This is a genomic window from Sporosarcina ureae (assembly GCF_029267015.1).
GTDB classification, from domain to species: domain Bacteria; phylum Bacillota; class Bacilli; order Bacillales_A; family Planococcaceae; genus Sporosarcina; species Sporosarcina ureae_D.
This window is the reverse complement of sequence record NZ_JARIEA010000008.1, coordinates 22,145-44,985: the sequence shown is the minus strand read 5'-3', so window position 1 is coordinate 44,985 and position 22,841 is coordinate 22,145. Positions and strand designations below refer to the sequence as shown.

Sequence of the window (22,841 nt, the reverse complement as noted above, 5' to 3'; positions counted from 1 at the left end):
ATAAACACCTCAATAGAGCGGATAAACACCCCCATAGAGCGGATAAACACCTCCATAGAGCGTATCCACCCAACTAAACAAAAAACTAACCATCTACAAAGCACTCTGAAGGAGGCCTTCGATAGAAATACTTTAACCATCCACTATTTTACGGTAACTTTTCCCGCATAATCTGCTAGAATACACATAAAGGGAGTGAGAGTCGTGAAGATTGTTATTGCACCTGATGCATTTAAGGGCAGTTTGAGTGCGGAGGAAGCGGCCGACGCTCTATCTAATGGAGTGAAAAAAGTGTTTCCAGACGCAGAGGTCGTACGGTTACCTGTTGCAGACGGAGGGGAAGGGACGCTGGATGCGCTGATTTCGTCAACTGGTGGGACCATCCACACGGTGTCTGTGCAAGATCCGCTTGGAAGAGTGATCGATGCACATCTGGGAGTGCTTGGAGACGGCGAGACAGCGGTTATTGAAATGGCTCAAGCATCGGGATTGATGTTGCTTGCGAAAAAAGAACTCAATCCGATGAAAGCGTCTACATACGGTACGGGTCAATTGATTCGTCATGCGCTCGATCGAGGATATCGTAAATTGATCATCGGGCTTGGGGGCAGCGCGACGAATGATGGAGGTACAGGTCTGCTTGAAGCTCTCGGAGTGAAATTTAAAGCGGCTGGATGGCCGTTAGAAATGAATGGCTCCACGCTTTCTGTATTCGACGAAATTGATAGTTCAAAACTGGATAAGCGGTTGCTGGAGGCAGACATTCGCATTGCGTCTGACGTGGAGAATCCGTTGATCGGAGAACAAGGAGCGTCGGTGGTTTTCGGTCCGCAAAAAGGAGCCGATCCGGAAATGGTCTTGGATTTAGATGAAGGGTTGGAGCATTTTGCGGATGAGACTGAAAGAGTGACAGGTGTACGTTTGCATGAACTGCACGGAGCGGGCGCAGCAGGGGGAAGTGCAGGCGCGTTAATTGCCTATTGTGGCGCAAGTCTGGAAAGTGGAATCAGTGTCGTGCTTGAAGCGATAGATTTTGCACACCATCTATCTTCTGCGGATCTTATTCTGACAGGTGAAGGAAAGACGGATCGGCAAACGCTTGCCGGCAAAGCATTAATGGGTATCGCGAAGCTTGCGAAAGCAGAGGGGGTTCCGGTCCTCGTCATTTCAGGGACTATTGATGAAGCGGCACGTACGGAGTTGCTCGGATGGTTCTCTGAATTGCATGCATTGGATGACGGAGAGAAGTTATTGGCTGAGTTGATGTCTAACGCAGCAAATTTATTGGAGAATAAAGCAACTGTAGTTTTGCAGAGTAGAAACTAGTTATTTTATTATGCAAGGCATAGTAAGCAAGCGAGTAGGGTATAGAATACACAAGGAGGTGGTCAGATGTTTCAAAATGCGATCGACTGGCTTGTAGGGCCGGCGAATAATTTCATTTGGACATATGTTTTAATCGGACTTTTATTGGCAGCGGGTTTATATTTCACGATTCGAACGAAATTTGTACAAGTACGCTTATTTCGTGAGATGTTCCGTCTAATTGTAGAGAAGAAAGATAGTAATGACGGGGTATCGCCATTTCAGGCATTCACAATCAGTGCCGCGTCACGCGTAGGGACAGGTAACGTAGCAGGGGTTGCCCTAGCGATCGGAATCGGTGGACCCGGTGCAGTATTTTGGATGTGGGTTATTGCTTTAATCGGTATGGCAACTGCATTCATTGAAAGTACATTGGCACAAGTGTATAAAGTGAAAGATGGCGATACCTTCCGCGGAGGGCCAGCATATTACATGGAAAAAGCACTCGGTTGGCGGAAACTTGGTATCGTGTTCGCGATTTTATTGACGATGTGTTTTGGATTTATCTTTAACGCAGTGCAATCGAACACAATCAGTCAATCGTTCACAGACGTATTTGGCATTCCACATTGGGCTGTAGGAGTAGGGCTAATTGTCCTGACTGCAGTGATCGTCTTTGGCGGTGTGCAGCGTATTGTTAAAGTAACGCAGACAATCGTCCCTGTAATGGCAACATTTTATATTATCGTGGCCTTGTATATTGTGATATTGAACATTACAGAAGTTCCAGCGATGATCGCATTAATTATTGAGCACGCATTCGGTATTAAAGAAATCATGGGTGGCGGAATCGGTATGGCTATGATGCAAGGTGTACGCCGAGGTCTCTTCTCCAATGAAGCAGGTATGGGTAGTGTGCCAAACGCAGCAGCGACAGCAAACGTATCGCACCCTGCAAAACAAGGACTCGTACAATCATTAGGCGTATTTTTCGATACCATCATCATCTGTTCAGCAACTGCCTTCATTATCTTACTTGGCGGCTTGTACCAATCAGGCGAAACAAATGGTATCTTATTGACACAAGCGTCCATGGAAGTACACGTAGGCGCATGGGCACCATACTTCATCGCCGTAGCGATCATGTTCTTCGCTTTCAGTTCCATCATCGGTAACTACTACTATGGAGAAACGAACATAGAATTCATCAACGCCAACGTCATGTGGAAACGAATCTATCAAGTGCTCGTACTCGCAATGGTCTTTTTCGGAGCCGTTGCAAAAGTACAAATAGTCTGGGACATGGCAGACCTATTCATGGGACTAATGGCCATTATCAACTTAGTCGTCATTCTACTCCTAGGCAAAATCGCCTTCAAAGTACTCGACGACTTCACCAAACAACGAAAAGCCGGTAGAAACCCCGTCTTCAAATCAGCTAGCATCCCTGGCCTAAAAGGCGCAGAATGTTGGGAAGAAACAGCTGAAAGAGCAGAAGATCGTTTGTGATATTGAGAGGTAATATTGGGCTTTTAAAGTTTTGAACTTTGGCCTTACGTTCTTTAGACTTTGAACTGGTACTGAAAATACAGTGAAGTTTCTAGGTGGTCTACGTTAGAAAGTAGGATTGTAGCGGAAGCAGGGGGCGACTCCGGAAAGCGTCCCCCTGCTGAAGCGGAAATCCCTTCTCCACACTAATTTCACAATCTATTTAAAAACATTCACACAAACAATTTAGTCAAGAAGTAAAAAGTTTGATATACTATAAAATACTGAATAAGAAAAATCGAATCGTAGTTCAGAAGAAGGATTCTGAACATCGGTTCGATTTTTGTTTTGCATGTTCGAACACAACATGTTAGGGTTATATATGAATCAACACACTATATATAGTGTGTAACAGTAATTAGATGAATTGGTACCCACCACGTTTAAAAGGGAATCCGCCACGAACGGAGCTGCCCCCGCAACTGAGGGCACGGACGACTATCTTATGAAAACCACTGCTTCGGCGGGAAGGAAAGATGGAAGAACGATGTGCCAGCCAGTAGACCTGCCAGTCATCTCAGCAAAACATTCTTCGGGGTTGGAGAGTGAAAGCACAAAGCAGTCTTTTTTCAGTCTGCCTAAAACTTTCCGCTATCTACTACACGTCAATCGACGACTCCCGATTATATCGGGAGTTTTTTTATTTAGTACATAACCGAATTAATTAACTAAAGGGAGCGGATATAATGGCTATTATTCAAGAATCTGTGGGACTTAATTTATTGATGGAAAACTTACAACAGGAATTCGGCAAGAAACAAATCGAACCGTTGATCGAAGCGAGTGAGAAATTCCAGGAGCGTCACCCAGCGAGCTCAGCAACTGAGTGGACGAACGCAATGGTACTAGAGTCTTTAAGCCGTATTGATGAAGCGAATGCGTATTGGACGTTTGTAGCAGCGCGTATTTATTTATTCGACGTCTATGCAAAGCAAAAAGCATTGCGTGGAGCGGATGTCTATACCGATTTTGCGAAAAATGTAGAACGCTTGGTGGAACAAGGTTTATATACACCCATTCTGACAGAGAAATATAGCCAGGACGAGCTTCAGGAAATCGGTAAGCTACTTGATCCTTCTCGTGACCTATTATTCACATATATCGGTTTGAAAACATTGGTAGACCGCTATGTAACGGTAAACTTTAAGAAACAGTCCGTGGAGCTTCCGCAAGAGCGCTGGTTGATCATCGCGATGACGTTAATGCAGGACGAAACAGTAGACCGCATTCATAAAGTGAGCGAAGCGTATTGGGCGATGAGCAACTTGTACATGACAGTAGCGACGCCTACATTGTCGAACGCAGGTAAAATGCACGGTCAGCTATCAAGCTGTTTTATCGATACAGTCGATGATTCACTGCAAGGGATCTACAACAGCAACACGGATATCGCGAACTTGTCGAAATTCGGTGGCGGTATCGGTGTCTATATGGGGAAAGTTCGTTCTCGCGGTGCATCGATTCGTGGATTCGAAGGGGCGTCAAGCGGTGTTCTTCCTTGGATCAAACAGCTGAACAACACAGCAGTCAGTGTCGATCAACTCGGTCAACGTCAAGGTGCCGTAGCCGTTTATCTCGACGTATGGCATCAAGATATCTTCACATTCCTCGATCTCAAGCTCAATAACGGGGATGACCGTTTACGCGCACATGACATTTTCACAGGCGTATGCTTGCCGGACTTGTTCATGGAAAAAGTTGAGTCCCGTGAAGACTGGCATTTATTCGACCCACATGAAGTCCGCACGAAAATGGGCTATTCATTGGAAGATTTCTATGATGAAACAAAAGGACAAGGTACATTCCGCGAGAAGTATGAAGAATGTGTCCGCAATGAAGATCTATCAAGAGAGACGGTTTCAGCGATTGAAATCATGAAACGGATCCTACGTAGCCAGCTGGAGACGGGAACGCCATTCATGTTCTACCGCGATGAAGTAAACCGAATGAACCCGAATAAGCATGAAGGTATGATTTATTCTAGTAATTTATGTTCAGAAATACTCCAAAATATGTCAGCGTCTACACATGAATCGGTTACACTCGAAGATGATATGGTCGTCACACGCACAAAACCAGGCGATTTCGTTGTATGTAATCTGTCATCAATCAACCTTGGAAAAGCTGTTACAGCAGACGTGCTAGACCGTTTGATCAACATTCAAGTACGCATGCTCGACAACGTCATCGATCAAAACCAAATCCCGGTTGTACAAGCGCAACGCACAAATGCACGCTACCGTGGAATTGGACTCGGCACATTCGGCTGGCACCATTTACTCGCATTGAAAAACATTCAGTGGGAGTCAGAGGAAGCGGTGAATTTCGCAGACGAGTTATATGAAAATATCGCGTATTTGACAATTAAAGCTTCAATGGAATTATCAAAAGAAAAAGGTGCGTATCCACTGTTTGATGGTTCCGATTGGCAAACAGGCGAATACTTCGAGCAACGTGAATACGATTCCAATAAATGGCGTGAACTGCGCATGGACGTGGCAATGAACGGTATGCGTAACGGCTACTTGATGGCAGTTGCACCGAACAGCTCGACATCGGTTATCGCAGGCTCAACAGCATCCATCGACCCAGTGTTCAAGCCGTTCTATCATGAAGAGAAGAAAGACTATAAATTACCGGTTATTGCACCGGATCTAGATCACAATACGTATGACATTTACCGTCGTTCTGCTTACATCGTCGATCAGCGCTGGTCTATTAAACAAAATGCCGCGCGTCAGCAGCACATCGATCAGTCGATTTCATTCAACATCTATGTACCGAACTCCATCCGAGCATCTGTGATTTTGGACTTGCACTTGCAGGCATGGAAATCGGGAATGAAAACAACGTACTATATGCGTTCAACCGCAGCAGAGATTGAGGAGTGCGAGTGGTGTCATTCTTAATCGCCTATGCATCCTGGAGCGGCAACACACAGGAAGTAGCGGAATTGATTACGGAAAATCTACTACGTGAAGGCGTCGAAGTCGATACTTATCGTATTGGCATTGGCGTCATCCCAAATGTTAAAGAATACGACGCGTTGTGCATCGGTTCATTCACATGGGAAAAAGGGGCAACGCCGGATGAAGTCAAAGATTTCGTGGCGGACGTCGGCTATAAACCGGAGCTCGTCTACGTCTTTGGCACAGGGGATACCCAGTTTGGCGGCGATGATCTATTTTGCAAAGCAACAGACAAGCTAGCGAAATTTTATCATTCCCCATTTGAACCATTGAAGATCGAACAAAGCCCGCGCGGCATGCAAGAACAAACTGTTACGAATTGGACGAAAGGAGTGCTCGAACATTGGAGACACTTACACGAGTAAAAGTACTGAATCCTGCAAACCCGAATAAGGCAACAGCTATTTTCGGTGGGGAAGCAAGCGGCATCCTGAACTGGAACGACATCGCGCACCCTCATTTCTATACACTACGTCAGCGAATCCGAGCTCTTTTCTGGACAGCGAATGAAGTGGACATGACACAAGACGTCAAGCAGTTCTCAAGCCTGACAAAAGAAGAGCAATCCGCATTCCTAAAAATTATCGGTCTACTGGCTACACTTGATGGTCCACAAACCGTCATTGCAATGAAAATCGCAGACTTCACAACGGATCCTTCCGTCAAATCGATTCTAGCGACAATTGCAGACCAAGAAAGCGAACATAATCACAGCTACGCGTACGTACTTTCATCTGTCACGAACTTGGACAAGCAAATGGAAGCCTTCGAAATGGGACGTACAGACGAAGTATTAATGAAGCGGAACGAACGAATTGTAGATGTCTACAATGAATTTGCGGAGAACCCAACAATCGAAACGGTTCTAAAAGCGATGGTCTACACGACGTTATTAGAAGGTCTATTCTTCTACAGTGGCTTCGCGTTCTTCTATAACTTGGCGCGCCACCAGAAAATGGTCGGCACATCGACGATGATTTCGTACATCAACCGTGACGAACTGCAACATGGTAAGGCAATCAGCGATATCTTCCGCGCAGCATTAGCTGAAAATCCAGAGTACAACACAGACGAATTCACGGAATGGATTTATGACCAATTCCGCCACTCCGTCGAACAAGAAGTCATCTGGAGCCGCTACGTATTAGCAGGTATCGATGGCCTGGAGCTAGAGGAGATGGAAGGTTACATCAAGTATCGCGCAAACAAAATGTTGCGCATGCTCGGTTTGAGCGAGATCTACCCAGAGTTCACGGACAATCCAATGAAGTGGATCCGCGCGTACGTCGATAACTTCGACGATACGAAAACGGATTTCTTCGAACAAACTAGCCGTCAATACGTGAAGACTAGTGATTTGAATGGTTTTGATGATTTGTAATAGGTAAGGAGGAGGGGGACCCGTGATGGGTTCCTCTTTTTTTGACTAGGGTAGGGGAAGGCATCGTGGGTCAACTCGTGTTGTTTTTCGAAAGGAAGTCGTTTCTGAAATGCTCAATGAACGTGGCTGAGTGCTCTATCAGGCAACTTAAGCGCTCTATGCCGGTGCGTGACCGCTCTATCAGCCGTGTTATTCGCTCTAAGCCGCCCCGCGAACGCTCTATCGGGCATGCTATCCGCTCTAAGCCACCCCAGCCACCCCAACCTTCAAACTCCAATAAAAATCCACACAAAAAACCGAGCGGGTTTACCCCGCTCGGTCTCTTCACAACTATAAAATTACTTTTGAGCTTCTGCAGTCTTGTGCATAGTCTTGTTTTTCGCAAGATTCACGTGCCAAGATAGAGCTTCTTCCAAGATGTGTGGAGTTTGTCCGCCAACTTGTTCAACGGCTCTGTTGTAATAATCGCGTAGCTCGTCCTTGAAATCAGGGTGAGCACAGTTCTCGATCAACAACTCCGCTTTTTGTCTTGGAGCTAAGCCGCGAAGATCCGCGTAACCTTGTTCCGTAACAATTACGTCTACATCATGCTCCGTGTGGTCTACGTGAGAAGAGAAAGGTACGATTGATGACACGTCTCCGCCTTTTGCGTAAGACTTCGTAACGAAAATCGCGATGCGCGCGTTACGAGCGAAGTCACCAGATCCACCGATACCATTCATCATGCGTGTACCGCTAACGTGTGTAGAGTTAACGTTTCCGTAGATGTCTAGCTCAAGCGCTGTGTTGAATGAAATAATACCCAAACGACGGATTACTTCCGGGTGGTTGGAGATTTCCTGTGGACGGAATACCAACTTGTCGCGGTATTTACTGATGTCGTCTTGGAAGCTGTCCAAACGTTTTTTAGAAAGAGTCAATGAAGTAGCAGAAGCGAATTTCACTACGCCGTCATCGATCAAGTCGAAGATTGCGTCTTGAAGTACTTCGGAATATACTTCGATATCTTTAAACTCAGAAGTTCTCATACCGTCAAGTACTGCGTTTGCAACTGAACCAACACCTGATTGAAGTGGCATTAGCGTTTCATCCATGCGACCTAATTTGATCTCGTCACGGAAGAAGTTTAACAAGTTGTTGGCAATTTCTTGTGTCTCTTCGTCTGGAGGAACGATAGGGGATGGAATATCACCTTTCTCCGTAAGAACGATTCCGACAACCTTTGCAGGATCTACTTTGATTCCTGGTGTACCGATTTTATCTGTTGCACTATATATAGGGATTTCTTTACGTTGGTTTTGAGCATCTGGAATATAAATGTCATGCAAGCCTTCAAACTCCATAGGTGCATTCACGTTCAATTCGATGATGACATGCTTCGCTTCTTGAACGAAAATCGGAGAGTTACCAACAGAGCCAGTCGGGATGATATATCCTTCTTCTGTGATAGCAGCTGCTTCGATGATCGCATAGTCAACAGGTCCAATTACGCCTTGACGAATCCATTCAGATGTATGAGAAAGGTGCTGATCGATGTAGAAAGAATCACCTGAGTTGATTTTACCACGCATTGCTGGGTTGCCTTGATAGGGAACGCGCAAATTGATAATGTCTGCGTTTGCCATCAATTCATCAACGTTTGGGCCCATGGAAGCGCCAGTGAAAACGTTTACTTTGAAGTCTTCAGTCTTGCCTCTTTCTGCCAATGCCAATGGAACCGCTTTTGCGTCTCCAGACAAAGTAAATCCACTCAGACCTAGAGACATTCCATCCTCGATCCAAGATGCTGCTTCTTCTGCTGTAACAATCTTGTCTTTCAGTGCTTCACAACGAAGTACCTTGTTTAATTCGTTTGCCACGGTATCATCCACCTTACCTTTCAATTTGTATATAATTCTATCATTTATATAAATAAAATCAACACAATATTATGAGAACTATACTGATTTATCCACTTATTCAATAAAAACACTTGAATTGATGAAAGATTACAAAAACCATGCAATGCGTGGAATAGGCGATAGCTGAGAGTTTTCCCTTACGTAGAAATGTCAAAAGAACATTGTTATGGAGAGAATAGGGAATTCCCCGATAGAAACCTACTAAAAAACACGTATACTTATATAATATAAAGGAATTTTATGAGAATTAGGTAAAAGCTCACATGTTATACAAAAAAGAATAGGGAATACCCTTAGTTTGAATTCAGATTACTTAGTTTATTTCAGGGTATGAAGATTAGTAGGTCTACTACATGTACTCTACATTCTGAGAAGGAGTGGAAATGTTCGATGAAAAAGAGATTCGGATTGAATTATTTTAAACCCGTAGAAAGTTTTTCTGGAAATTGGTCAGTATTGGAAGAGAAAAATCGTGATTGGGAGAACATGTACCGTCAACGTTGGTCGCATGACAAAGTAGTGCGCACGACGCACGGCGTAAACTGTACAGGCTCATGTAGCTGGAAAGTTTTCGTCAAAAACGGCATTATCACATGGGAAAATCAGCAAATCGATTATCCTTCTTGCGGTCCAGATATGCCGGAATTTGAACCCCGTGGATGTCCACGTGGCGCATCGTTTTCTTGGTATGAATACAGTCCATTACGCGTGAAGTATCCTTATATAAGAGGGAAACTGTGGCGTATGTGGAACGAAGCTTTGCAGGAAACGAAAGATCCTGTGAAAGCATGGACATCAATCGTCGAAGATCCCGCTAAGTCCAATGAATACAAGAAAGCGCGCGGCAAAGGCGGTCACGTTCGAATTCATTGGCGTGATGCGACGATGCTGATCGCAGCTCAACTCATCTATACGGTACAAAAATACGGTCCGGATCGCGTAGCTGGATTTACACCGATCCCTGCTATGTCGATGGTCAGTTATGCATCGGGCGCACGTTTCATTTCATTGCTCGGTGGCGAAATGCTCAGTTTCTATGACTGGTACGCAGATCTTCCACCATCTTCACCACAAATTTGGGGTGAGCAGACGGATGTTCCGGAATCAAGTGACTGGTTTAACGCAGGCTACATTATTATGTGGGGCTCGAACGTTCCGCTTACCCGTACACCGGATGCACACTTCATGACAGAAGTTCGTTATAAAGGAACGAAAGTCGTTTCCGTCGCGCCGGATTATGCGGAAAGCGTAACGCACGCAGACGACTGGATCGCAGCGAACCCGGGAACAGATGCAGCGGTTGCTCAAGCGATGACCCATGTTATTCTAGATGAATTCTATCAAAAACGTAAAGAACCGACATTTATAAACTACGCCAAACAGTACACGGACATGCCGTTCTTGATTTTATTAGATCCGCATGAAGATTCCTATAAAGCAGGACGTTTCTTGCGTGCAAGTGATCTTGGACAGCAGTCGCCACACGCAGAGTGGAAACCCGTGTTATTTGATGAAGCGAAAGATGAAATTATAGTTCCGAACGGCACAATGGGGCAGCGCTGGGAAGAAGACGTCAAGTGGAATCTGCAGCTGGAAAATGCAGATGGCACCCGCGTTGAGCCTGCGTTATCCATTGAAAAACACGCAGAGAAATGGCAAGAAATTCATTTCCCTTACTTTGATAACCGAGGAAACGGCACATTCAAGCGCCCAATCCCTGCGATGAAAGTTCAATTCGCAGACGGCACAGAGCGTTTAGTTGCGACAACATACGATGTCATGCTGAGTCAGTACGGCGTCAATCGAATCGACAGTGAGCTAGAAGCGACAGGCTATGACGACGTGACTTCTATCTATACGCCGGCTTGGCAAGAAGCGATCACGAACGTTAAACCTGAACTCGTTACACAAATCGCAATGGAATTCGCACAAAACGCCATCGACACAGGTGGTCGTTCCATGATCATCATGGGAGCGGGAATCAATCACTGGTTCAACAGTGACACGATCTACCGCGCGATTCTTAACCTTGTAACGTTGACGGCTTCACAAGGAGTCAACGGCGGAGGCTGGGCGCATTACGTAGGACAAGAGAAATGTCGTCCGATTGAAGGCTGGAGCACGATTGCCTTTGCGAAAGACTGGCAAGGTCCGCCACGTCTGCAAAACGCGACTTCATTCTTCTACTTTGCGACCGATCAATGGAAATACGAAGAAGCGGGTACGGATACACTCATGTCACCGCTCGGTGGAGAAGCACGTTACCAGCATCCGGCAGACTATAATGTACTCGCAGCACGTCTCGGCTGGTTGCCATCGTATCCACAGTTCAATAAAAACAGCTTAATGCTTGTGGAAGAAGCGGCGAAGCTTGGCAAGACCGATACAAAAGAAGTTGTTTCACATGTTGTAGACCAGTTGAAATCAGGCGAACTACAATTTGCGGCAGAAGATCCAGGCGCACCAGAAAACTTCCCGCGTTCCCTATTTGTCTGGCGTTCGAACTTGATCTCCAGTTCTGCAAAAGGGCAGGAATACTTCATGCGACACTTACTCGGTGCTTCAGACGGCTTGCTTGCAACGCCGAATGAAGATATGAAACCGAAAGAAATGGTTTGGCGCGATGACGTAGAAGGAAAGCTGGATTTACTCGTAGCACTCGATTTCCGTATGACGGCGACACCGCTTTATGCAGACATCGTGTTACCAGCTGCTACTTGGTACGAGAAAGTCGATCTGTCATCAACAGACATGCACCCATTCGTCCATCCGTTCAATCCAGCAGTCAATCCATTATGGGAATCAAAATCGGATTGGGATATTTACCGCGAAATCGCGAAAACATTCTCGACACTTGCGGAAACGCATTTGCCGGGCGTCTACAAAGACTTGGTCACATCGCCGTTAGCACATGACTCCGTTCAGGAAATTGCGCAGCCGATGGGCGAAGTGCATGACTGGAGTAAAGGTGAAATTGAAGCGATCCCTGGTAAGACGATGCCAGGCATGACGATTGTCGAGCGTGACTTCACAAAAATCTATGATAAATACATTACCCTCGGACCGCTATTATCCACAGGGAAAACCGGCGCACACGGCGTCAGCTTCTCGGTAGCTGATGAGTACGAAATGATGAAAGGGATCAACGGTGTATATGACGACGATACCGTAAAAGACGGTTTGCCGAAATTGTACACAGCGAAACACGCAGCAGAAGCGATGTTGACACTGTCTTCCGCAACGAACGGCCGTGTATCGCAAAAAGCGTTTGAAGCGGCAGAGCACGATACGGGCATGGAACTGAAAGATATCTCGGCAGACCGTGCTGCGGAGCGATTCACATTCGCAAGTATTACTGCGCAACCGCGTGAAGTCATTCCAACGCCAGTCTTTAGTGGTTCCAATAAACTCGGTCGACGCTACTCGCCATTTACAACGAATATCGAACGACTTGTACCATTCCGTACATTGACGGGCAGACAGCATTTCTACGTCGATCACGAATTATTCCTTGGATTCGGCGAAGCATTGCCAGTCTATAAACCAACACTTCCGCCATTCGTCTTTGCGGATCGGGATGCAGAAGTGAAAGGTGGACAAGATGCACTCGTCCTTCGTTACTTAACACCGCACGGTAAGTGGAATATCCACTCGACGTACCAAGACAATCAGCATATGCTGACTTTGTTCCGCGGAGGTCCGACTGTCTGGCTATCGAATCTCGATGCAGAAGAACACGGAATCGACGACAATGCGTGGCTTGAAGTGTATAACCGAAACGGCGTTGTCAATGCACGTGCCGTCGTCAGTCACAGAATGCCTAAAGGTACGATGTTCATGTACCATGCACAGGATAAGCATATTCAGATGCCTGGCTCGGAAATTACCGAGCAACGCGGAGGAAGCCATAATGCACCGACGCGAATTCACATGAAGCCGACTCAAATGGTAGGCGGCTACGCACAGCTCAGTTATGGATTCAACTACTACGGACCGATCGGTAATCAACGTGATGTCTACGTCGCAGTCCGTAAGATGAAGGAGGTCAACTGGCTTGAAAATTAAAGCACAGGTTGCAATGGTGATGAACTTAGACAAGTGTATTGGGTGTCATACGTGTAGTGTGACGTGTAAAACGACATGGACGAACCGCGAAGGCGCCGAGTATATGTGGTTCAATAACGTAGAAACAAAACCGGGGATCGGCTACCCGAAACGTTGGGAAGACCAGGAACTCTATAAGGGTGGCTGGCAGTTGCGAAAAGGAAAGCTTGAACTGAAATCAGGTTCAAAGCTTTCGAAAATCGCACTAGGGAAGATCTTCTACAACCCGGATATGCCCGAAATGAAAGATTACTATGAGCCTTGGACATACGACTATGAAAAGTTAACATCTGCACCGGATCGTGAACATACGCCAGTTGCGCGTGCCAAGTCCGTCATCACGGGCGAATACATGGATCCGGAGTGGGGCCCGAACTGGGAAGATCAGTTAGCAGGCGCTCATATCACGGGACCAACTGACCCGAATATCGAGAAAATTGAAGAAGAAATCAAATTTAACTTTGAACAAGCATTCATGATGTACTTGCCGCGACTATGCGAACACTGCTTGAATCCGAGTTGTGTAGCATCTTGTCCTTCAGGTGCCATGTACAAGCGTGACGAGGACGGAATCGTTCTTGTCGATCAGGATGCCTGTCGTGGATGGCGTTACTGTATGACCGGTTGTCCGTACAAGAAAGTTTACTTCAACTGGAAAACGAATAAAGCAGAGAAATGTACATTCTGTTTCCCACGGGTGGAATCTGGGTTACCAACAGTCTGTTCGGAAACATGTACAGGCCGAATCCGTTATTTGGGTGTTTTGCTTTACGACGCAGACCGCGTACAGGAAGCAGCATCTACACCGGATCCAAAAGATTTATACCAAGCGCAGTGTGATTTGTTCTTAGATCCACATGATCCCGAAATTATCGAGCAAGCAATCAACGATGGCATTTCTGAGGATTGGATTGACGCAGCACAGAACTCACCTGTTTATAAGTTAGCGATCGAGTACAAGTTAGCATTCCCGTTGCACCCGGAATATCGGACGTTGCCAATGGTATGGTATGTACCACCGCTTAGCCCGATCATGAACTACTTTGAAGGGAAAGACTCTATCAAAAATCCGGACATGATTTTCCCGGCTATTGAAGAAATGCGAATTCCGCTTCAGTATTTGGCGAATATGCTAACGGCTGGAGATGTAGATATTGTCAAAGGAGGTTTGCAACGTATGGCGATGATGCGTTCATACATGCGTGCAGTTTCTTCCGGCAAAGACTTCGACGAATCTAAACTAGAACGCGTTGGATTGACTGCCAAACAGACAAAGCAAATGTATCGTTTGCTGGCCATTGCGAAATATGAAGATCGTTTTGTGATTCCGACTTCACATAAAGAGAGTCAGATGAACGTGTACCGTTCCCAAGGTTCTGCAGGATATGACGGCATGGGTACGTATGGTGAACAAGCACCTGCCCAAAATCCGTATTCCTCATTCTCCGTAATGGGTTCGGACGGAGGTTGTGACGGTTGCGGTCCTGTAACACCAGGAGCGGCTCCAGTGAAAACAGGCAAGCAAATCTATGAAGAGAATTTCTATGGGGGGATCTGGCGTGATTAATCTTGATCTCTTATATGAAAAGAAGCATATCTTCGGCTTTTTCTCCCATCAACTGAACTACCCGGAAAAGCTAACATTCCATCCAGATATGTGGAATGAGTATGTCACAGAAGATGCTGCAGGTTACGAGGACCTGCAGCTCTACTGGGAGACAATGCAAACGTACAGTTTGGATGAAATACAAGAGATGTACACGTACACATTCGATTTCCAAAAAGACGCTACGCTGTTTATGACTTATGTGAAATTTGCAGACTCGAAAGAGCGCGGTCAGACGCTGGCGCAATTAAAAGTGTTATACGAAATGTTCGGGCTCGAAATGCCGGATGAAGAACTATCTGACTTGCTTCCGTTAATGTGTGAATTTATTTATGCAGCTGAATGGAAGGGAGATCCGCGAGCGCAACAGAGCTTCACGATGTTGCTTGCGGTCATCGAGGACGGTTCGTATTTCTTGATGAAAGCACTTGAGAAGTATGAAAGTCCGTGGCTTCATTTGATCCGTGCACTGCGTGAAACATGTAAATCATGTATTCAACGGGAGGTTTCCGCTAATGACTAGTCAATTTTTGTGGGTCATTTTTCCTTACATCTGTATCGCAGTATTTATTGTAGGACATATTTTCCGCTATAAGAACGACCAATTCGGCTGGACCGCGAAGTCGAGCGAGTTCATCGAGAAGAAGCAATTAATGATTGGTAGCTTACTGTTCCATATCGGAATCTTCCCCGTCATTTTAGGGCATGTGGCGGGACTTGGGATTCCAAAAGAATGGACACGCGCAATGGGAATCAGTGACCATATGTACCATATTGGTGCTGTATGGGGTGGCGGATTCTTTGGAGTCGTGACGTTCGTTGGAATGATTATTTTAACATCCCGTCGTTTCACGATAAAAAACGTACGCAAGCTATCTTCTAGATCGGATTTAATCGTCAACTCGTTGTTGCTGTTCATCGTATTTCTTGGTGTCTACAGCTCATTGATCACGAACACGATGACGCCGGGATTTGATTACCGTGATACGATTTCGGTCTGGTTCAGGTCCTTACTGATATTCCAACCGGAAGCCGCGTTCATGGCGTCTGTTCCGATTATGTTTAAGCTTCATGTTTTGACAGGGTTCCTTATTTTCGCGATGTGGCCATTCACGCGCCTTGTGCACGTTTGGAGTGTGCCGTTGAATTATGTGGGCAGAAGTTATATTCTATATAGAAAACATCAGCCGACCAAACAGTCACCTCGTTAAGCGAATGATGAATAATAGGAGATCATATCTATGACGGGACAACCAAAGAGTAATTTCCAACTGGCGATCGACGAATTGAAAGAAACGCTTCATGCCGATTTCGTTGCTCTCGCGTTAGTGGATTTACAAAAGAACCACCACGAATTAAAGTGGCGATATGTCACGGGGAATATAAGTTTACGCTATCGTAGAATTGTTCTTCATTCAGGTAAAGGTATAGCAGGGAGCGTTTTCAAAACAGGTAAGCCTCTGAGAATCGAAAATGTGGAGACGTCCGTAAAGTATCAGGATTTATATAACTATCCCATAATCGTATTTGAAAAGCTGAAGAGTTTTGGCGCGATTCCTTTGTTTCAGGAGGATCATGTGCAAGGTGTACTTCTGATCGGCTACCGTGAAGTGAATCGGTTGACGGCTGAAAAGTTTGAGGAGTTTAAGCGGATAGTAGGACCTCAATTCGGACCGTTTCACATGAAGGAGCGATTGAAAGATGACTATATTGAACAATGACGAGCTAACCACTATGCTTCACAAATTATACGACCGCACGACGGAAGCAATGTTCTTTTTCGGCGCACGCGGTGAAATGTTGTCAATGAACGAAGCGGCGAAAAGCATTATGGAGCCAGCTATCTATAGCAAAATGCAACGGGGCGAAGCAGATGCGATGTGTCTTACATGTCGGGGGTTTACAAGTGAAGACGAGCAGATGACATGTGTCTCGTGCTTCATGGAAAAACCACAGCAGACACTATCTTCATTCCAGCTGTATTTGGAGACGAAAGATGTAGGGTTACAACCGTATAGTGCGACGTATCAAATACTTGATAGAGAGCAAGAAATTTCTGTACTAATGCTGCGTAATTTGACACGTCAAACGCAAACGTCAGAAGTTCTCCATCAAAAATTGCGCATGCAACAAGTGATTTTAGCGCAGGAAAATGAACGCAAACGAATTTCACGCGAGTTACACGACAGTGTGGCGCAAGAAATGCTCAGTACGCTTGTCGACTTACGTGTACTGAAATACATGGGCATGAACGACAAAGCCCTTGATAAGTTGCGGCATACAGAAGGCTCATTAATGCGTTTACTCGATGAGATTCGTCATCTATCCGTTGAACTGCGACCTGCTGTACTCGATGACTTCGGATTGGAAGCAGCTTTTCGGACGCACATGAAGAATTTAGAGAAGAATTATGGACTATATATTCACCTAGAATCAAATTTGAAGAAAAGCCGCTATGACGGTGCGATTGAAACCGTTGCTTACCGTATTGGCCAAGAAGCGATTTTGAATGCCATGAAATATGCGCAAGTAGAAGATGTCTTTTTGTATTTGGATGAAGTTGATAATCAGCTGCAAATAAAAGTCTGCGATGAAGGGGTTGGCTTCGACGTCAATGACTTTTCACCGCAAGGCACGGGCCTCGGCTTATATGGCATGAGGGAACGAGTAGAACTAGTAGGCGGTGGTTTGACGATTATTTCCAGTCAGCAAGACGGCACGACAGTTCAGGCAACTATTCCATTGAAGAGGGAGAGAGCAACGAGTGAAAATCATAATAGCTGATGATCATGCAGTCGTCCGCACAGGTTTCATGCATATATTGAATTTCCAGGAGGATATGGAAGTTGTAGCAACAGCTGCAGATGGATTGGAAGCGTATGAACTGGTTGCTAAACATAGACCGGATATTATTTTACTGGATCTAAGCATGCCTCCTGGCCAAAGTGGATTAATTGCGACAGGCAAAATTCATGAAGACTTCCCTGAAACGAAAATTGTTATTTTGACGATGTATGATGACGAGGAGTATATGTTTCATGTATTGAAAAATGGGGCGGCGGGCTATATTTTAAAAAATGCCCCCGATGAAGAATTATTACATGCCATTCGTGAAGTGTATGATGGCGGCACGTATGTCCATCCATCGATGGCTACTTCGCTCGTGCGCGAGTTTGTGACAAAAGGGCCGAAAGAGGCAGATGAAGATGATCCGTTCAAGATTTTATCTAAACGTGAAATCGAGATTTTGCCACTTGTCGCAAAAGGGTACGGCAATAAGGAGATTGCAGAAATGCTTTATATTTCCGTCAAAACTGTAGAAGCGCATAAAGCGAAAATGATGGACAAGCTGCAATTGAAGAGTCGTCCTGAACTCGTCGAATATGCGTTACGCAAGAAGTTTTTAAGTTTCTAACGATTGAGGTGAAGGATGATGGTCAATACAGGACTTACGCATACGCTACCTGCACTCCGCGTGCTTGAAAATGAACATCGCTTCCTAACGACTTTGATGGAGGAGTGGCATGCGATTGTACTGGACTTCGAGAATGAAAGATTCACGCGTGACGAAGGTCTAGAAGCGCTTAAACGATTGCGTGTGTTAGTCGTCGAATTCATTGATCCGCTGAAGAATCATACGGAAAAAGAAGAAGAATTCCTATTTCCGATGCTTGCGAAATATGTAGGCAGTGATCAAGGACCGGTTCAAGCGGTGCAAGAAGAACATGACGAAATCGATGCGTTTATCGGACATTTTCTTCATCATACAAGAGGCGATCTATCGGAATTTACACTCGCTATGATGCAGGATGTCGTAAAAGATGCAGGCGAAGCGTTTGAAGTCATCATGATTCATTTTGTAAAAGAAGAAAACGTCATTTTCCCGATGGTATTATCGGTGTTACTTGCAAAAGAGCAAGATCAATTATTCGATCAATTATATACATCGATTCTACCGGAATAATAAAAGTAAAACCTTATAAAAGAGTAAGTGGGTAGTTTTGCAACTAACTTTAGATTGGATGGATTCCTATGACACAAAAGATTCAGTTGCCTTTGCAAACAGCAAATCTAGTTGTCGGCTTCATGGTGTGGGTTCTAATATCTTCCTTGCTGCCATTTATCAGCGAAGATATTAATATTCCACCAGAGCGTGTGGCCATCATCACAGCAATCCCTGTAGTACTCGGTTCCATATTGCGGATACCGCTCGGCTACTACGCCAACGTCTATGGCGCGCGTATGATGTTTTTCATCAGTTTCATCGTCTTGCTATTTCCTGTCTACTACATAAGTGAAACATCAACAGTGACAGGACTTTTGATCGGCGGAACGTTACTTGGGATAGGGGGAGCGATTTTCTCTGTTGGTGTTACGTCGCTACCGAAGTACTATCCTAAGGAAAAGCACGGACTCGTCAATGGTATTTACGGGATGGGGAACATCGGAACAGCGATCACGACGTTTTCAGCACCGGTCCTCGCGATGAAGTTCGGCTGGTCCATGACCGTCAAAATGTATTTGATTTTATTACTTGCGTTCATCGCGTTGAATTTCTTCTTCGGTGACCGTAAGGAAGTACGAGTGAAAGCACCGATTGTCGAACAGATTAAAGGTGTCTATAAGAACGAGAAATTATGGTTCTTCTCGTTGTTCTATTTCATCACATTCGGTTCATTCGTTGCGTTTACGGTGTTCTTGCCAAGTTTCCTCGTCAATTACTTTGAGCTAGATAAGGTAGACGCGGGACTTCGAACAGCCGGTTTCATCGTCGTTGCGACGTTGTTACGCCCTGTCGGTGGTTGGTTAGGTGATAAATTCCAACCGTTATTCTTATTGATGGGTTGCTTCGCAGGTTTGACGATTTCATCTATCGTACTGGCATTTTCACCAGGTATCGGACTGTACACAGTCGGTAGTATTATGATTGCGGCAGCTGCAGGTCTCGGGAATGGTGTCATCTTTAAACTAGTCCCGATGTATTTCAGTAAGCAAGCAGGTACTGTGAACGGAATAGTATCAATGATGGGTGGTCTTGGTGGATTTTTCCCTCCATTACTACTCGCAACTATTTTCTCGATGACAGGTTCGTATTCAATTGGCTTCATGGCATTTTCGCAAGTATCGTTAGTCAGTCTCGTATTGGCTTTCTGGCTTTACTACATGGATCGTACAAGCTTGTCTAAAGAAGTATTTGATTCAACAGGACAAGGGATTCTCGTGACCAATTCAAAGGGACTTATAGTTTCGGTCAATCCGGCATTTACGAAACTAACAGGGTATAGTGAAGAGGAAGTGCTTGGTCAAAGTCCGAATATCTTAAGCTCAGGCAGACACGACCGAGAATACTACGACGACATGTGGCGCACGATTGATCAACAAGGTGAATGGCAAGGTGAGATTTGGAATAAGAAAAAGAACGGTGAAGAGTACTTAGAGTTCCTATCTATCAGTTCTGTAAAAGATGGAACAGGCGACGTCGTTCGCTACGTTGGTTCGTTCAGCGATATTAGTCCAGAAGCAAGCGTAGGCAATCGGTCATAACCGGTTGCCTCGCTTCTCGTTTTAATGAAAGGAAGTAGATCCAGTGGAAAATCGATATTCGAGGCAAACGTTATTTCAACCAATTGGCATGTCGGGACAGAGACAACTAGCAGACGCACATGCAGTCATCATAGGCTGTGGCGCGCTTGGCTCTTCCATTTCGGAGACGCTTGTACGTGCGGGAATTGGAAAAGTTACACTTGCGGATCGTGATTATGTCGAAGCGTCGAATTTGCAGAGACAACAATTATTTGTTGAAGCAGATGCGAAAAACAGTGTACCAAAAGTGGTCGCGGCAAAGCGACGTTTGCATGCTATTCGTGAAGATGTGGAGATTATAACGTTGCTCGATCATATCGATGGACCGTTGCTCGAAGAAATCGCGGTAGGCGCGGATATTTTACTCGATGCAACCGATAATTTCGAGACGCGTTTGTTGATCAATGACGTCGCATGGAAACTGAATATCCCTTGGGTCTACGGTGCAGTCGTCAGCAGTTCAGGCAGCGTCTTTCCTTTCATTCCAAGCAAGACACCGTGTTTCCGCTGTTTGCTACCGGTCATGCCAGCGGTCAATGAAACATGTGATACAGTAGGGGTAATTGCGCCCGCTGTACAGATTTCGGCTGCACATCAAAGTGCGGAAGCGATGAAATGGCTGACGGGGAATGAGTCGGCTATGCGCACGAAACTTCTGCATTTTGATGTGTGGAACAATACATCAGTTGAAGCGGGAATCAGTCGGATGAAAAAACCGCAATGCGAGACATGCGGGGATCATCCAACGTATCCGGCACTGCATCAAGCAGCCGGTACACAGTATGCCGTACTATGCGGACGTGATACGGTACAAATCATACCGGACGCGGGACGTCAGCTGACGGTGGCAAACGGTGTGAAAGTCGCGAAGCAGTTAGGATCCACGTTCCGAGAGACACCATTCTTCGTGGAGTTTCAGGCGGAAGGGTACCGTTGTATTTTATTCGGCAATGGCAGACTGTTGATTCACGGATTGAAAGATATGCGAGAAGGACGAAAAATCTATCATTCATTATTCGGCTAGGGGGAATGGGAAATGGAAGAGGCTCATTTGCCGCAGAAGGCGCGTAATCAATCGATTGCAGTCGCAGTATTGACGATCAGTGATACGCGGACGAAAGCGGATGACAAGAGTGGTAAAGTGATTTGCGAAAAGTTGGTGGAAGCTGGACATACTGTGAAAGCGTATGAAATTTGTCCGGATGAAGCGGAGCGTATCGTAGAGCGGTTATCCGTTTGGTCGTCCGATTCATCGATTCAAGCCATGATCTTCACGGGCGGCACGGGCATTGGCGCACGGGACATTACGATAGAGACCGTGTCACCTTATTTCACGAAGCCATTGGACGGGTTCGGTGAGTTGTTCCGATTTTTAAGTTATACCGAAGACGTAGGATCGAAAGCGTTACTCAGTCGTGCGACGGCTGGGGGAATCGGCTTGCAGGCGGTGTTTTTATTGCCGGGCTCTTCAAAGGCAGTGACGCTTGCGATGGATAAGTTAATTATTCCCGAGTTGCCACATATCGTGCATGAATTGGAGAAGCACTTGGAGGCTTGATAGAGCGTTTGGCGTGTTAGATAGAGCGGATGCGTGGCTTGATAGAGCGTTTGGCGTGTTAGATAGAGCGGATACGTGGCCTGATAGAGCACTCATCGCGCCACATAGAGCGGAAACGCGGCCTGATAGAGCACTCATCGCGCGGCATAGAGCGGAAACGCGGCCTGATAGAGCACTCAACGTGCCACATAGAGCGGAAACGCGGCCTGATAGAGCACTCATCGCACCACATAGAGCGTTCACGCGACTTGATAGAGCACTCAACGTGCCGCATAGAGCGGAAACGCAGCCAGATAGAGCACTCAAGCCACATCATTGAGCACAACCACTCTCCAACACGCCCAACTCAATCAAAAAAACGCACGGAATTTACTCCGTGCGTTGGTAATCACCATTTTTTCCACCAGACTTATGCTGCAGCATCGTCGGTCCGATGACCATATCCTTGCCAGCGGCTTTACACATATCATAAATGGTCAATGCAGCGGCGGAAGCGGCAGTCAAAGCTTCCATTTCGACGCCGGTGACGCCTTTTGTTTTGACTTCGGCTTGAATAAGCACATTATAGTGGGAAGATTCTTTATCGATATCCCAATCGAATCTAACATCCACGCCCGTTAAGGGAAGGGGATGGCACATGGGGATGATGTTGGACGTGTTTTTTGCGGCCATAATGGCGGCGACTTGCGCAACTGCGAAGACGTCTCCTTTTTTATTCGTACCATGGGTGATTTGCTCGTGAATCGATGCGTTAACCATAATTGATGATGTAGCAATCGCCGTACGTAATGTAGTTTCTTTCTCGGACACGTCGACCATTTTGGCGCGGCCTTGTTCGTTGAAGTGAGTAAGTTCGGACATGTTGATCATCCTTTCATTTCGTTTC

General features: G+C 45.7%; 18 protein-coding genes and 1 riboswitch. Of the genes, 16 read left to right on the top strand and 2 right to left on the bottom strand.

Annotated features, from left to right (window positions below):
- Positions 1–204 precede the first annotated feature (204 nt).
- The 5 genes from Q7P97_RS01470 (at position 205) to Q7P97_RS01450 (ending at position 7,203) form a co-directional block, all read left to right on the top strand.
- Positions 205–1,326, top strand: coding sequence for a glycerate kinase (locus Q7P97_RS01470; protein ID WP_303965478.1), 1,122 nt, complete (start codon positions 205–207; stop codon positions 1,324–1,326).
- Between the two features lie 66 nt (positions 1,327–1,392).
- Positions 1,393–2,814 (top strand): alanine/glycine:cation symporter family protein, encoded by a 1,422-nt coding sequence (locus Q7P97_RS01465; RefSeq protein WP_303965476.1) that lies wholly within the window; start codon positions 1,393–1,395, stop codon positions 2,812–2,814.
- 389 nt (positions 2,815–3,203) lie between these two features.
- A riboswitch (cobalamin riboswitch) is annotated at positions 3,204–3,380 on the top strand.
- Between the two features lie 198 nt (positions 3,381–3,578).
- Positions 3,579–5,762 carry a ribonucleoside-diphosphate reductase subunit alpha gene (locus tag Q7P97_RS01460; protein ID WP_483315741.1) on the top strand — a complete coding sequence of 728 codons (2,184 nt, stop codon included), beginning with the start codon at positions 3,579–3,581 and terminating at the stop codon, positions 5,760–5,762.
- The gene (locus Q7P97_RS01455; RefSeq protein WP_303965470.1) at positions 5,750–6,187 is read left to right on the top strand and encodes a flavodoxin; all 438 of its coding nucleotides are present in this window, start codon (positions 5,750–5,752) and stop codon (positions 6,185–6,187) included. Before Q7P97_RS01460 ends, Q7P97_RS01455 begins: the two co-directional genes overlap by 13 nt.
- The gene (locus tag Q7P97_RS01450; protein ID WP_303965467.1) at positions 6,166–7,203 is read left to right on the top strand and encodes a ribonucleotide-diphosphate reductase subunit beta; all 1,038 of its coding nucleotides are present in this window, start codon (positions 6,166–6,168) and stop codon (positions 7,201–7,203) included. Before Q7P97_RS01455 ends, Q7P97_RS01450 begins: the two co-directional genes overlap by 22 nt.
- A 338-nt stretch (positions 7,204–7,541) precedes the next feature.
- Here Q7P97_RS01450 and scpC read toward each other — a convergent pair whose 3' ends face one another.
- Complete coding sequence (gene scpC, locus Q7P97_RS01445) at positions 7,542–9,062, bottom strand: succinyl-CoA:acetate CoA-transferase ScpC (RefSeq protein ID WP_303965464.1); 1,521 nt, start codon at positions 9,060–9,062, stop codon at positions 7,542–7,544.
- Between the two features lie 432 nt (positions 9,063–9,494).
- On the opposite strand from scpC, the gene Q7P97_RS01440 reads away from it, so the two are divergent.
- The 11 genes from Q7P97_RS01440 to Q7P97_RS01390 all read left to right on the top strand — a co-directional run bounded on the left by Q7P97_RS01440 (position 9,495) and on the right by Q7P97_RS01390 (position 21,955).
- Entirely contained in the window at positions 9,495–13,169 is a 3,675-nt protein-coding gene (locus Q7P97_RS01440; protein ID WP_303965461.1) for a nitrate reductase subunit alpha, read from the top strand.
- Positions 13,159–14,775 carry a nitrate reductase subunit beta gene (narH, locus tag Q7P97_RS01435; protein WP_303965458.1) on the top strand — a complete coding sequence of 539 codons (1,617 nt, stop codon included), beginning with the start codon at positions 13,159–13,161 and terminating at the stop codon, positions 14,773–14,775. The genes Q7P97_RS01440 and narH overlap by 11 nt, the downstream gene beginning before the upstream one ends.
- Positions 14,768–15,337 (top strand): nitrate reductase molybdenum cofactor assembly chaperone, encoded by a 570-nt coding sequence (gene narJ, locus Q7P97_RS01430; RefSeq protein WP_085428037.1) that lies wholly within the window; start codon positions 14,768–14,770, stop codon positions 15,335–15,337. The genes narH and narJ overlap by 8 nt, the downstream gene beginning before the upstream one ends.
- Positions 15,330–16,025, top strand: coding sequence for a respiratory nitrate reductase subunit gamma (gene narI / locus Q7P97_RS01425; RefSeq protein WP_085428038.1), 696 nt, complete (start codon positions 15,330–15,332; stop codon positions 16,023–16,025). Before narJ ends, narI begins: the two co-directional genes overlap by 8 nt.
- Positions 16,026–16,055: 30 nt before the next feature.
- Entirely contained in the window at positions 16,056–16,535 is a 480-nt protein-coding gene (locus tag Q7P97_RS01420) for a GAF domain-containing protein (protein ID WP_303965450.1), read from the top strand.
- Positions 16,516–17,598 (top strand): sensor histidine kinase, encoded by a 1,083-nt coding sequence (locus Q7P97_RS01415; protein WP_303965448.1) that lies wholly within the window; start codon positions 16,516–16,518, stop codon positions 17,596–17,598. Before Q7P97_RS01420 ends, Q7P97_RS01415 begins: the two co-directional genes overlap by 20 nt.
- On the top strand, positions 17,579–18,229 hold the full coding sequence (locus Q7P97_RS01410; RefSeq protein WP_303965446.1) for a response regulator: 651 nt from the start codon (positions 17,579–17,581) through the stop codon (positions 18,227–18,229). Before Q7P97_RS01415 ends, Q7P97_RS01410 begins: the two co-directional genes overlap by 20 nt.
- 15 nt (positions 18,230–18,244) lie before the next feature.
- Complete coding sequence (locus tag Q7P97_RS01405; RefSeq protein WP_303965444.1) at positions 18,245–18,778, top strand: hemerythrin domain-containing protein; 534 nt, start codon at positions 18,245–18,247, stop codon at positions 18,776–18,778.
- Between the two features lie 68 nt (positions 18,779–18,846).
- Complete coding sequence (locus Q7P97_RS01400; RefSeq protein ID WP_303965442.1) at positions 18,847–20,358, top strand: nitrate/nitrite transporter; 1,512 nt, start codon at positions 18,847–18,849, stop codon at positions 20,356–20,358.
- A gap of 43 nt (positions 20,359–20,401) precedes the next feature.
- Positions 20,402–21,421, top strand: coding sequence for a ThiF family adenylyltransferase (locus Q7P97_RS01395; RefSeq protein WP_303965440.1), 1,020 nt, complete (start codon positions 20,402–20,404; stop codon positions 21,419–21,421).
- A gap of 12 nt (positions 21,422–21,433) precedes the next feature.
- A complete protein-coding gene (locus Q7P97_RS01390) occupies positions 21,434–21,955 on the top strand; it encodes a MogA/MoaB family molybdenum cofactor biosynthesis protein (protein WP_303965438.1) in 522 nt (173 codons plus the stop codon).
- 369 nt (positions 21,956–22,324) lie between these two features.
- Here the strand turns inward: Q7P97_RS01390 and moaC are convergent, their stop codons facing one another.
- Positions 22,325–22,816 carry a cyclic pyranopterin monophosphate synthase MoaC gene (gene moaC / locus Q7P97_RS01385; protein WP_303965435.1) on the bottom strand — a complete coding sequence of 164 codons (492 nt, stop codon included), beginning with the start codon at positions 22,814–22,816 and terminating at the stop codon, positions 22,325–22,327.
- Between the last annotated feature and the right edge of the window lie 25 nt (positions 22,817–22,841).

Coding starts and splice junctions, on each gene's coding strand:
- narI (WP_085428038.1), top strand. CDS start 15,330: ATGACTAGTCAATTTTTGTGGGTCATTTTTCCTTACATCTGTATCGCA.
- Q7P97_RS01460 (WP_483315741.1), top strand. CDS start 3,579: ATGGAAAACTTACAACAGGAATTCGGCAAGAAACAAATCGAACCGTTG.
- Q7P97_RS01400 (WP_303965442.1), top strand. CDS start 18,847: ATGACACAAAAGATTCAGTTGCCTTTGCAAACAGCAAATCTAGTTGTC.
- Q7P97_RS01415 (WP_303965448.1), top strand. CDS start 16,516: ATGACTATATTGAACAATGACGAGCTAACCACTATGCTTCACAAATTA.
- Q7P97_RS01390 (WP_303965438.1), top strand. CDS start 21,434: ATGGAAGAGGCTCATTTGCCGCAGAAGGCGCGTAATCAATCGATTGCA.
- Q7P97_RS01440 (WP_303965461.1), top strand. CDS start 9,495: ATGAAAAAGAGATTCGGATTGAATTATTTTAAACCCGTAGAAAGTTTT.
- Q7P97_RS01465 (WP_303965476.1), top strand. CDS start 1,393: ATGTTTCAAAATGCGATCGACTGGCTTGTAGGGCCGGCGAATAATTTC.
- Q7P97_RS01405 (WP_303965444.1), top strand. CDS start 18,245: ATGATGGTCAATACAGGACTTACGCATACGCTACCTGCACTCCGCGTG.
- moaC (WP_303965435.1), bottom strand. CDS start 22,816: ATGTCCGAACTTACTCACTTCAACGAACAAGGCCGCGCCAAAATGGTC.
- Q7P97_RS01420 (WP_303965450.1), top strand. CDS start 16,056: ATGACGGGACAACCAAAGAGTAATTTCCAACTGGCGATCGACGAATTG.